Consider the following 12146-nt stretch of genomic DNA (forward strand, 5'->3'; position numbering starts at 1 on the left):
ACGCTCGATCCGGTACACGGGAGCCCCACCGTCAGGAACAGTGTCGGTCGCGTCAGCACGGCTCCCAACCGGTCAGCGTGCCCGGGTCTCCCAGACCGGCTTCTGCGGCTCGTCATTGTGCACGAGAAAGTCGACGTGATCGGTCGGGCGCACGGTGTCGAAGTAGAGCTGTTGGGCGGGGATGTAACGCTCCCGCCAGCGCCGTTCGACCTCCGCCCGGGATGACACCCGCCGCTCACGGATCACGGCACGGTCCACCGTCGTCTCGATCGCCGTGGAGACGAGAATGCGCAGCTCCCACCGATCGATCAGCTCCGGGCGCATGAGGAAGACGCCGTCGAACACCAGCACGGCGTCGGCGGGGGCCGTCCTGCTCGGCGGGGACAGCACGGTATCCGTTGCGCGGTCGTACACCGCGGGTTGGAAGCCCCGATCGCCGCCCGGTCCGAGGGCATCGAGCAGAACCCGGTTCAGCGCCGCCCAGTCGTGGGTGTCGAAGTAGCAGCCTTCGGCCGAGTACTCGCCGCGCGGATAGCGTCGCGCCCGCGGAAAGAGGAAGTCGTCGACCGTCGCGCGGATGACCTGGCGGCCCTGACTCCGCAGGACGGCGGCGAGTTCGTCGGCGAGGGTGGTCTTGCCGGTGGCTGGTGGACCGTCGACGGCAACCCGTACCGGGTGTGCGACATCAACGGACCCGACCGCCTCGGCGAGACGGCCGAGCAGCTCCACCCGGCGCGGCCCCGGCCGTACCCCACTCACCGCAACTCGCAATCTCGGATCTGCAGCCACAGCCTCACGTCAGTCGTCCTCGATGCGCCCGGTGGTGGGATCGACCATGGCCAGGAAATCCCGGATGTTCTTCCGGTGCTCCTCCAGCGACAGGTCCGGAGCCGAACCCACGCCGAATCCGTAGCCGGGCCTCGGCCCGCTGAGCCACGTGTAGTGGGTGCCGTTGCACTCGTTCGGGCGGAGAGCGAACAACTCTCCGTCGACGTCAACCGTGAGTGACGCGGCGTCGGCGGCATCTTCAGGATCGGGGTACAGGCTGGGCACAGCCTCCGGATCGGCGTTGCCGTCATTCGGGTAGATGGGCTTCACATAGCCATCATCGCGCGGAAAGGACCATCCTGGCGGCCCAGCCGCAACTCCTGCTGCCGCACCGACCAACCCGCGACCACGCCGACCCACGACGCCGGCGGTTGCCGTCATGCCCGCACCAGGACGTCCGTCGACCCGCCGACGGCGGTGCGCGAGTGGGAATTGCCATTCCTACGCGGCACAGCCGCGCCGCCAGCCGTCACTGCGGGAACAGGTCCGCAGATTGCGACCGGACGGTGACCCGATCAGCGGAAACGGAGAGGCCCCCTCCCGACGGCATTGTCGGTAGGGGGCCCTCCTACGACGAGCTACGGCTTGACGTACGCGTTGACGAACGCCGGGTAGCCGAACACGCTGGAGACGAAGACGCCGCCGGCCTTGGAGCCGTGCACGTGGTACGCCACGTCGACGTACATCGGCACCACCGGCGCGTGCTCCTTCATGATCCGCTCGTCCAGCTTGGCCCACTCCGGGCCCTGCTCGGACGGGGCGAGCGCCAGGATCCGGTCCATCTCGGCGTTGATCGTCGGGTCGTTGAAGTAGGACTGGTTGCTGTTGCCCTCGGCCTTGATGCTGCGGCCGTCGTACAGCACCGGCAGGATCGCCGCGCCGCTCGGCCAGTCCGCCGCCCAGTTACCGATGTACAGGTCCCACGGGTTGTCCTTCTTCTTGATCTCGTCGAGCTTCGCGTCGTCGGAGATGTTCCGCAACGTGATCTTGAAGCCGGCGCGCTCCAGGTTGGCCTTGAGCTGGGCGCCCTGCTGCTGCTCGGTCGAGTTGTCGGCGACACCGAGGACCAGCTCCGGAGTCTGCCCGCCGAGCAGCTCCTTGGCCTTGGCGACGTCGCCGTTGGGGCCCGCCGGGTACGCCTCGTACGCCTTGTAGCCGATCGTGGCCGGCGGCATCAGCGTGGTCAGCGGGGCGGCGACGTTCTGGCCGCCGAGCGCCTTGACCATGCCCTCCCGGTCGATGGCGTAGTTGAGCGCCTGCCGGATCTTGAGGTCCTTGACCCGCTGGTTGTTGATGACGAGCTGGTTGGCGCTCGGCGTCGGCGAGAGGATGCTGCGCGACTTCAGCGTGGCGTCCCCGGCCACCTTGGCGACCAGCGAGGCGGGTACGGCGTTGAAGGCGAGCGCGCTCTGGTCGGTGCCGTTGTCGGCGATGACCCGGTTGTTGGCGGCGTCCGCGGTCGGGCCGAAGCTCCAGACGAACTGGTCCGGGTACTGGTGCCGGACCGGGTCGGTGTTCGGGTCCCAGTTGGTGTTGCGGTCGAGCGTGATCTGGACGCCGACCTGGTTCTTGGCGACCTTGTAGGGGCCGGACGAGAACGGCTGCTTGTCCAGGTCGATGCCGGTGTCCTTGTCCGGGGGCAGCGGCGCGGTGGTCGGCAGCGACACGGCGAACGGCAGGTCACAGCGCGGCTTGGCGAACTCGAACCGCAGCGTCTTCGCGTCCGGCGTGGTGAGGCCGGGCGGCAGGGACGTCTTGTTCTTCTTGAAGTCCCACTTGGTGTCGAACTGCGGGGTGTCGGCCAGCCACTCCTGGATATAGGTCGGGCCGCCGGAGAGGTCGGGGTCGAAGGAGCGGGCGATGCCGTACGCGATCTCCTTGGACGTGATCGGCCGGCCGTCCTCGAACTTCACCCCGTCCTTGATGGTGAATTCCCAGACCTTGCAGTCGTTGTTGACGTTCTTGCCCGGCGTCTCGGCGAGGTCACCGACGAGGACCAGGCCGCCCTTGCCGTCGTCCTTCCAGGTGGTCAGGTAGCGGGCGAAGAGCGGGTTGGTCATGAGGCCGGCGAACGAGTACGTCCGCTGCGGGTCGAGGTGGGAGATCGGCGACTCCCGGATGATGGTGAAGGTGCCGCCCTTCGCGGCGCCGCTCACCTCGGCCGCCGGCCCCTGCGAGTCCTTGGGGTCGGTCGCGATGACCCCGGTCTGCTGCCGGTTGTTGTCCACCGTGGTGCCCTCGCCCGTGTTCTTCGAGCACGCACCCAACGTCACAACCAGAGCGATCGCGCCGCCTGCGGCAACCGCCACGCGTGGTCGCATGAAGTACCTCCTTCACCCATGTGTCGTGCGGTTCCGTCGGGGCGGGAACCGCCGACGTCCCGAGGATCGTAAGGAAGAAAACCTACAAGTTGTGTAACAGTTGTCGATAAATTCCGCCAGCAGCCACGCGCGGCACGGCGCACGGCTCAGCGCAGCCGCACCCGTGGGTCGATGGCCGCGTACAGCAGGTCCACCAGCACGTTCGCCAGCACCACGAAGACGGCGGCGATCAGCACGGTGGCCATGATGGTGGGCAGGTCACCCGAGCGCACGGCGTCCACCGCCGTACGCCCCAACCCCTGGATGCCGAACGTCGTCTCGGTGATCACCGTGCCGCCCAGCGCCCCGCCCACGTCCAGCCCCGCGATGGTCACCACCGGGGTGATCGCCGCGCGCAGCGCGTGTCGCCCGTACACCGTGGGTTTGGCCAGACCCTTGGCCCGCGCGGTCCGGACGAAGTCCTCGGACAGCGTCTCCAGCATCTGCGCCCGCGACAGCCGGGCGTAGATCGCCGAGAACAGGAACGCCAACGACACCCAGGCGAGCACCAGCCCACTGGCCCACTTCACCGGATTGTCGAACAGGGACGTGTAGCTGGGCACCGGCAGCCACCGCAGGTTGTAGACGAACACCAGCAGCAGCACCGCGCCCACGAAGTAGAGCTGCAACGACGCGCCGGTGAGCGAGAAGCCGATGGCCGCCCGGTCCAGCCAGGTACCCCGACGCAGCGCCGAGACCATGCCCAGCCCCACCCCGAGCAGCAGCCAGAGGATCGCCGCCGGGATGACGATGCTCAGCGTCACCGGCAGCACCCGGGCGATGGTGTCCGAGACGGCCTCGTTGGTGACGTACGACCAGCCCAGGCAGGGCGCGTCGCACCGGCCACCCTGGGCGCTGCCCAGGTCCCGACCGGTGACGATGCCCTTCATGTAGCCCGCGTACTGGCTGATCAGCGGGTCGTTGAGGCCCAGGTCGTCGCGGACCCGTTCCAGCCGCTCCGGGTTGCAGTTCTTGGAGCAGATGCTGCTCACGGGATCACGTGGCAGGGCGAAGAACATCAGGAACGTCAGCACGCTCACCGCGAACAGGGTGAGCACGGCGGAGAACACGCGCTTGAGCAGGAATCGCGTCATGGCGAACCCCCTACCGGGACGACTTCGGGTCGAGCGCGTCCCGCAACGCGTCGCCGAAGAGGTTGAAGGCGAACACCAGCGCGAAGATCGTGATGCCCGGGAAGAACACGTACGCCGGGTCGGTCTGGAGGAAGTCCAGACTCCGGTAGATCATCCGGCCGAAGCTCGGCGTCTCGTCGCTGAGACCGACGCCGATGAACGACAACGCCGCCTCGCTGGTGATGAACTGCGGCACCGCCAGGGAGAACGACACCAGGATCGGCGCCCAGATGTTCGGCAGAAGCTGTCGGAAGATGATGTGCCCCAACCCGGCGCCACTGGCCTTGGCGGCCTCCACGAACTCCCGCTCCCGCAGCGCGATCACCTGCCCGCGCACCAGGCGGGCCGTGCCGGTCCAGCCGAAGATCGCGAAGACGGCGATCAGCACCCCCACCCCGAACGCGGACGACACCTGCCCCCGCTCGCCGTAGAAGCGCAGCGTGATCGTGGGGGTGAGCGCCAACGCGATGATCAGGAACGGCATGGCCAGCGTCAGGTCGGTGATCCAGTTGATCACCGCGTCCAGCCAGCCGCCGAGGTAGCCGGCCAGCGCGCCGAGCGCGATGCCGATCGCGGCCGTGATCAGGGCCGCGGCGAACGCGATGAACAGTGACGTGCGCAGCCCGTAGATCAACCGGATGAAGATGTCCCGGCCCAGCCCCGGTTCCAGGCCGAACCAGTGCTCCCCGGTGACCCCGCCGACGTAACCGAGCGGCATGCCGAAGCCGTCCAGCAGGCTCTGGAACTGCTCGCGCGGCCCGACGCCGTAGACCATCTCGATCAGCGGGGCGGACAACCCCAACAGCATGAAGAACACCAGGAGTACGCCGCTGACCACAGCCGTACGGTCGCGGCGCAGCCGCATCCAGGCGAGCTGGCCGGGTGAGCGCCCGACGACACCCTTCGTCGCCGGCCCGCTCGCCTCCGAGCCGGCCTCGATCTCGGCCAGCGCCACACCCTCCACCGGGGACAGGCTCACGACGACACCTCCTCGACGATCGCGTCTGTCGTCCCGGCCCCGACAGCCGCCCCACTCTCCGGGCCGGTGCCGCCTGCTTCCCCTTCGGGGCCGGTGCTGCCTGCTTCCCCTTCGGGGAAGTGGCACGCGGTGGCCTGCCGGCCTCCGTCGCGCGGCGTCAGCGCGGGCTGCTCGGTGGCGCAGACGTCCTGCGCCTTCCAGCAGCGGGTACGGAACCGACAGCCCGACGGCGGGTCGAGCGGTGTGGGCACGTCACCGGTCAGCCGGATCCGGCCCGCCGGGCCGAGCTGCGTGACGTCCGGGATCGCCGAGAGCAGCGCCCGGGTGTACGGATGCTGCGGGCGCTCGTAGATGTCGTCCCGGTCGCCGATCTCCACGATCCGGCCCAGGTACATGACCGCGACCCGCTGACAGAAGTGCCGGACCACGGCCAGGTCGTGCGCGATGAACACGAACGCCAGCCCGAGTTCTCGTTGCAGGTCGCGCAGCAGGTTGACGACCTGCGCCTGGATCGAGACGTCCAGCGCGCTCACCGGCTCGTCCGCGACGATCAGCTTCGGCCGCAGCGCCAACGCGCGGGCGATCCCGATGCGCTGGCGCTGCCCGCCGGAGAACTCGTGCGGGTACCGGTTGTAGTGCTCCGGGTTCAGCCCGACCAGCTCCAGCAGCTCCTGCACCCGCGCCTTGATTCCGCCGGGCGGCTTGATGCCGTTGACCTGCAACGGCATCGCCACGATCCGGCCCACCGTGTGCCGGGGGTTCAACGACGCGTACGGGTCCTGGAAGATGATCTGGAGTTCCTGCCGCAGCGGGCGCAGCTCGCGCCGGCCGGCGTGGGTGATGTCCCGCCCGGCGAACTCGATGCTGCCACTCGTCGGCTCCAGCAGCCGCACCAGCATCCGGCCGGTGGTCGTCTTGCCGCAGCCCGACTCCCCCACCAGGCCGAGCGTCTCGCCAGGGCGCACGTCGAAGTCGAGCCCGTCGACCGCCCGCACGGTGCCGGTGGCGCGCAGTCCCTGCCGTACCGGAAAGTGCTTGGTCAGCCCACGGACCCGCAGCAGTGGTTCGTCGCTCATCGGGCCACCCCCACGGATGCCACGTTCTCGGCGTAGATCGCCGCACGCTCCTCGGCGCTCAGGTGGCAGGCGACCAGGTGGCCGTCGCCGCCCGCCGGCCGCAACTCGGGCACCTCGACACGGGACCGGTCGCCGACCCGGTCGTCGTACCGGCAGCGCGGGTGGAAGGCGCACCCGGACGGCAGGTTGATGAGGCTCGGCGGATTGCCGGGGATCGGCACCAGGTCCGCGTCCGCGTCGCCGTGCAGCGACGGCACGCTGGAGAGCAACCCCCAGGTGTACGGATGCTGCGGCGAGCGGAGCACCTGCTCCACGCTGCCGCGCTCCACGGCCCGCCCGCCGTACATGACCAGCACCTCGTCGGCGACCTGGCCGACCACACCGAGGTCGTGGGTGATCAGGATGATCGCGGAGTGGAACTCGGCCTGGAGGTCGGCGAGCAGGTCGAGGATCTGCGCCTGCACCGTGACGTCCAGCGCGGTGGTCGGCTCGTCGGCGATCAGCAACGCCGGGTCGTTGACCAGCGCCATGGCGATCATCGCCCGCTGGCGCATGCCGCCGGAGAACTCGTGCGGGTACGCATCGAAGCGGCGGGCGGGCTGCGGGATGCCGACCCGGTCCAGCATGTCCACCGCCCGCTGGCGGGCCGCCCGCCGACTGACCTTCGGGTGGTGCACCCGGTACGCCTCGGCGATCTGCCGGCCGACGGTGTAGTACGGGTGCAGCGCGGACAGCGGATCCTGGAAGATCATCGCCATCTCCTGGCCGCGCAGTCGGCGTACCTCCTCCTCGGGCAGACCGACGAGCTGCCGGCCGCCGACGGAGATCTCTCCGGTGATCGTGGCCCGCTTGGGGTCGTGCAGACCGAGGATGGCCAGCGACGTGACGCTCTTTCCGGAGCCGGACTCACCGACGATGCCGAGCGTGCGGCCCCGCTCGACGGCGAAAGACACCCCGTCGACCGCGCGCACGACGCCGTCCGAGGTGTCGAAGCGGACCCGCAGGTCACTCACCCGCAGGTAGGGATCCGAGCTGTCCACGGCACCTCCCTCAGTGACGAAGAGAACTTACAACAATGTCCAGAGGGTGAAAATAAGCTACAAGTTCGGCACGTGTCAGCGGGCCCGAGCGTAACGACTCCGCATCAGCCCCGCACGCCCGTCACCTACGGCGTTCATGGCCTCGGACGCACGTCAGGTGCGACCATGGGGCGAGCGACCAGCAGAGGATGCACCCGGCACGAGGTGGAGGTGACGATGACCGCGGCGGTGTTCAACCACGAAGGCCCGTGGACCGAAGAGGATTACCTCGCCCTCGGCGAGACGCAGCAACGCGTCGAACTTTTCGACGGGAGCCTCCACGTGACCCCAGCCCCCACCCCCCGACACCAGCGCATCTCCCGCAGGCTCGGCAACATCCTCGAAGCAGCCACCGGGCCCGCCGGCCTCGAATTGCTGGAGGCGGTCAACGTCCGACTCCGGCCCGGTCGGATCCCGATCCCCGACCTCGTGATCACCGGTCCGATCGACTTCGACGAACTCAACGTCGAAGCGGGTGACGTGCGGCTGGTATGCGAGATCATCTCACCGAGCAATGCATCCACCGACAAGGTGTTGAAGATGCACTACTACGCCGCCGCCGGGATCGGGTGGTATCTGTTGGTGGAACAGGAAACCGGCGCGCTGCGCCTCTACCGTCGCCAAGGCGGCCACTACGTCGAAGTAGGGGCCGCGAAGCGCGGCGAGGTTCTGGAACTGACCGAGCCGGTCAAGGCCACCATCCGGCCGGAAGAACTTCTTCCCTGACGGGCGTCGGTCCGCTGCCCTAGGGTCGTCGCATGACCGAGTTCGACGCGGCCACCGCCGCCGTCCAGGCCGCTCTCGACGCGGGCGCCCGGTACGCCGACGCGCGGGTGATGCACCGCCGCTACGAGTCGATGACCGCACGCAACGGCGACGTGGAGGAGCTGACCCAGGACGAGAGCATCGGGCTCGGCGTCCGGGCGCTGGTCGGCGCCAGCTGGGGCTTTCACGCCGTACCCGATCTGTCGGACGCCGCCGCCCGCGACGCCGGCCGGCGCGCGACCCGGACCGCGATGGCCAGTGCCCGGGTGCCCGGCCCCGCGGTCGACCTGGTCGCGGTCGAGGCCGTGACGGCGAGCTGGTCCTCGGACTGCCGGATCGACCCGCTCGCGGTTCCGCTGTCCGACAAGGGCGACCTGCTCGTCGGCGCGACCCGCACCATGGCCGAGCACGGCGCGGACCTGGCCGAGGGGCTCTACCAGATCTGGGACACCGCCAAGTGGTTCGTCTCCAGCGAGGGTCACCGCATCGACCAGCGCATCCGCGAGTGCGGCGGCGGTATCTCGGCCACCTCGATCGGCGACGGCGAGACGCAGCGGCGGTCCTGGCCCAGTTACCGGGGGCAGTACGGCACCACCGGCTGGGAGCTGGTCGAATCGCTCGACCTGGCCGCGCACGCCGCGCAGATCGCCGAGGAGTCACGGGCGCTGCTCACCGCGCCACCCTGCCCGGCCGGCGAGACGGATCTGATCCTCGGCAGCGAGCAACTGGCCCTGCAGATCCACGAGTCGGTGGGCCACGCCATCGAACTGGACCGGATCCTCGGCTGGGAGGCCGCGTTCGCCGGCACGTCCTGGCTGGACCTGGCCCAGCTCGGCTCGCTGCGCTACGGCTCCGAGCTGATGAACATCACCATCGACCCGACGATCCCCGGCGCGCTGGGCAGCTTCGGTTTCGACGACGAGGGCTCCCCCGCCGTCAAGCGGGACGCGGTACGCGACGGCCGGTGGGTGGGGGTGCTCGCGGGTCGCGACTCCGCGGCTGTGGCCGGTCTCGGCTACGGCGGCAGCGTACGCGCCGACGGGTGGGCCCGGCTGCCGATGGTGCGAATGACCAACGTGGGCCTGGAACCCGGTCCGCACACCCTGGAGGAGATCATCGCGGCCACCGACGACGGCGTGCTGATGGACCTCAACCGCTCGTGGTCGATCGACGACAAGCGGCTCAACTTCCAGTTCGGTTGCGAGATCGGGTGGGAGATCAAGAACGGTCGGCGGGGGCGGATGCTGCGCAATCCGACGTACACCGGGATCGGCCCGCTGTTCTGGCGTTCGATGGACATGCTCTCCGGCGAGACGGTGCCCTGGGGGACCCCCAACTGCGGCAAGGGCCAGCCGGGCCAGATCGGGCACACCGGCCACCCGGCCGCGCCGGCCCGCTTCCGCAACGTCCGGGTGGGGGTGTCCGCGTGAGCGCGAGGAGTGAGCCGGTTTTGCGAGCCCCGCAGTCGCGAACGAAAGGCGGCCCAGCATGAACGAGTTGGAGCTGGCGGGGCAGGTCGTCGAGTTGGTCCGGCGGCTCGGTGGCCCGGACGTGCAGGCCGAGGTGGTGGCGACGCGGGCGGATCTGGCGCTCACCCGCTTCGCCAACTCGGCCATCCACCAGAACGTCTCCGAGTCGACGGTCGGCGTCCGGCTGCGGGTGCACCTCGACGGACGCACCGTCGCCGGCAGCGGGAGCATCGTCACCCCTGACGGGCTGCACGCGCTTGTCGAGCGGACCCTGGCCGCGACCCGCCTGGGTCCGCTCGACCCGGGATGGCCCGGCCTGGTGCCGCCCACGCCCGCGCCGGCCGCGCCGCCCGTCGACGAGGCGACCGCCCACGCCGAGCCGGACCAGCGGGCCGACCGGGTGGCCGCGTTCGTGGCCGCCGCCGGGCCGCTCACCACGGCGGGGTACTGCCGTACCGCGCACCGCTCGTCGGCGTTCGCGAACTCGGCGGGGCACAGCGCGGACGGCCGGTCGGCGGAGGCGGCGATGGACGGCATCGCCCGCCGCGACGGCGCGGACGGCGTCGCGCGGCACAGCGCGGACCGACTGTCTGACCTCGACGGGGCCGAGTTGGGCGCGCAGGCGGCCGCGAAGGCACAGGCGGCAGCGGATCCGGTCGAGTTGCCGCCGGGGCGCTACGAGGTGGTGTTCGAACCGGCCGCCGTGGCGGACCTGTTGCAGAACCTGTCCTGGTACGGCTTCAACGGCAAGCGGTACGCCGAGCGGCAGTCCTTCGCCGAGCCGGGGGCGGCCCAATTCGACCCGCTGGTGACCCTGGTGGACGATCCGCTCGGCGCGTCCGGCCTGCCGTTCGACGCCGAGGGCACCGGCCGGCGGGCGGTGACCCTGGTCGAGGCGGGCACCACGCGGGCCGTCGCACACGACCGGCGGACCGCCGCCGACGCGGGCGCGGAGTCCACCGGACACGCGATCGCGGGCGGCGCCACCTGGGGCCCGATGGCCCGCAACCTCCGACTCTCGCCTGCGGCGGCCGGCCCGGCCAGCGCGGTGGGCCGGAACACCACGGGCACGGCCGCCAGCGCGGTGGTCGACGCGGACACGGCCGCGCTGGTCGCCGGAGTACGACGGGGGCTGCTGGTCAGCGACCTCTGGTACACCCGTGTGCTCGACCCGAAGAGCCTGGTCGTCACCGGGTTGACCCGCAACGGGGTGTGGCTGATCGAGGACGGCGCGGTCGTCCGGGCGGTCCGCGACCTGCGGTTCACCGAGTCGTACCCCCGGGCGCTCGGGCCGGGCGCGGTGCTCGGGCTGGGTTCTCGGACGGTGCGCCAACCGGACCGGGTGGACGGTGCCTGGTGGGCGGCGCCCTCGGTGCGGCTGGCGTCCTGGCACTTCACCGGAGGCGCGTCGGGCTGAGGAGCGCGACGGTCCGCGCGCCTCGGCGTTTTACCAGGCCAGACACACGGGACACTCCCTTGCGCGGACGGCCCGCAAAGATCGGCGTAACGTGTGTCACTTAGCTGCGTCGGTCGATCCGGCGTGGTCGTTGGTGTGCGCATGACGTGGCAGCGGGTGCGGGTTCGCCGGTCCGCGTGCCGACCGGAGACAGCAGCCCGCCCGTACGGGCCCGTCGAGGAGACGACTCGAATGACTTCAACGGCAACGAGGCCGCGGGGGGCGCGGGCGCGCGCCGCCATCACGGCGAAGACGTTGCGTACCGACCGATGGTGGTTCGCCCCGCTGATCACGGTGATCGGGCTCGGCGCCTGGGTGGCGTACGCGACGGTCCGGGTGTTCATGCACGACCACTACTGGGTCGATGCCTACCACTACCTGACCCCGTTCTACTCCCCGTGCGTGACCGACAGTTGTGTCGAGCAGGCCTCGCACTTCGGCCGATTCCTGCCCGGCTGGTGGATCATCCCGGACGCCGCGCTGACCCTGCCGTTCCTGCTGCTGTTCCGGCTCACCTGCTACTACTACCGCAAGGCGTACTACCGGTCCTTCTGGCTGTCGCCGCCGGCCTGCGCCGTACCGGACGGTCACAAGGAGTACGGCGGGGAGACCCGTTTCCCGCTGCTCGGCCAGAACCTGCACCGCTACTTCTTCTACGCCGCCGCGATCATCTCGCTGATCAACACGTGGGACGCGATCCTCGCGTTCCACTCACCCAAGGGCTTCGGCTTCGGACTGGGCAACCTCGTCCTGCTGCTCAACGTGGTGATGCTCTGGGCGTACACGATCTCCTGCCACTCCTGCCGGCACATCATCGGCGGCCGGCTCAAGCACTTCTCCAAGCACCCGGTGCGCTACCGCGCGTGGACCGTCGTCTCGGCGTTGAACGTCCGGCACATGCAGCTCGCCTGGATCACCCTCGGCACCCTCGCGCTGACCGACTTCTACGTGCTGGCGCTGTCGGCCGGCTGGTTCAACGACCTGCGGTTCATCAACTAAAG

At 69.9% G+C, this 12146-nt stretch carries 11 protein-coding genes; 4 read left to right on the forward strand and 7 right to left on the reverse strand.

The window, feature by feature from the left end; genetic code table 11:
- Positions 1-72: 72 nt before the first annotated feature.
- The 7 genes from ACIBTX_RS19655 to ACIBTX_RS19685 form a co-directional block, all read right to left on the reverse strand.
- Positions 73-759 (reverse strand): uridylate kinase, encoded by a 687-nt coding sequence (locus tag ACIBTX_RS19655; protein ID WP_396832819.1) that lies wholly within the window; start codon positions 757-759, stop codon positions 73-75.
- Positions 760-798: 39 nt separating this feature from the next.
- Positions 799-1098: a hypothetical protein gene (locus ACIBTX_RS19660; protein WP_357175417.1), complete on the reverse strand. Its 300-nt coding sequence runs from the start codon at positions 1096-1098 to the stop codon at positions 799-801.
- A gap of 308 nt (positions 1099-1406) precedes the next feature.
- Positions 1407-3149, reverse strand: a complete 1743-nt coding sequence (locus tag ACIBTX_RS19665) for an ABC transporter substrate-binding protein (RefSeq protein ID WP_357392360.1) — start codon at positions 3147-3149, stop codon at positions 1407-1409.
- A gap of 146 nt (positions 3150-3295) precedes the next feature.
- Positions 3296-4282: an ABC transporter permease gene (locus ACIBTX_RS19670; protein WP_357126087.1), complete on the reverse strand. Its 987-nt coding sequence runs from the start codon at positions 4280-4282 to the stop codon at positions 3296-3298.
- Between the two features lie 10 nt (positions 4283-4292).
- Positions 4293-5300 (reverse strand): ABC transporter permease, encoded by a 1008-nt coding sequence (locus ACIBTX_RS19675; RefSeq protein ID WP_357126090.1) that lies wholly within the window; start codon positions 5298-5300, stop codon positions 4293-4295.
- Positions 5297-6376: an ABC transporter ATP-binding protein gene (locus ACIBTX_RS19680; protein WP_396832820.1), complete on the reverse strand. Its 1080-nt coding sequence runs from the start codon at positions 6374-6376 to the stop codon at positions 5297-5299. Before ACIBTX_RS19680 ends, ACIBTX_RS19675 begins: the two co-directional genes overlap by 4 nt.
- The gene (locus tag ACIBTX_RS19685) at positions 6373-7416 is read right to left on the reverse strand and encodes an ABC transporter ATP-binding protein (protein WP_396832821.1); all 1044 of its coding nucleotides are present in this window, start codon (positions 7414-7416) and stop codon (positions 6373-6375) included. The genes ACIBTX_RS19680 and ACIBTX_RS19685 overlap by 4 nt, the downstream gene beginning before the upstream one ends.
- A gap of 216 nt (positions 7417-7632) precedes the next feature.
- Here ACIBTX_RS19685 and ACIBTX_RS19690 point away from each other — a divergent pair, with 216 nt between their 5' ends.
- The 4 genes from ACIBTX_RS19690 (at position 7633) to ACIBTX_RS19705 (ending at position 12144) form a co-directional block, all read left to right on the forward strand.
- Positions 7633-8181: a Uma2 family endonuclease gene (locus ACIBTX_RS19690; protein WP_357126100.1), complete on the forward strand. Its 549-nt coding sequence runs from the start codon at positions 7633-7635 to the stop codon at positions 8179-8181.
- A 32-nt stretch (positions 8182-8213) separates the two neighbouring features.
- Entirely contained in the window at positions 8214-9650 is a 1437-nt protein-coding gene (locus tag ACIBTX_RS19695; protein WP_357126103.1) for a TldD/PmbA family protein, read from the forward strand.
- Between the two features lie 58 nt (positions 9651-9708).
- On the forward strand, positions 9709-11106 hold the full coding sequence (locus ACIBTX_RS19700; RefSeq protein WP_396832822.1) for a TldD/PmbA family protein: 1398 nt from the start codon (positions 9709-9711) through the stop codon (positions 11104-11106).
- 231 nt (positions 11107-11337) lie between these two features.
- Positions 11338-12144, forward strand: coding sequence for a hypothetical protein (locus ACIBTX_RS19705; RefSeq protein ID WP_396832823.1), 807 nt, complete (start codon positions 11338-11340; stop codon positions 12142-12144).
- Positions 12145-12146: the final 2 nt, after the last annotated feature.

This window comes from Micromonospora sp. NPDC049359, assembly GCF_044466585.1.
GTDB lineage: Bacteria > Actinomycetota > Actinomycetes > Mycobacteriales > Micromonosporaceae > Micromonospora.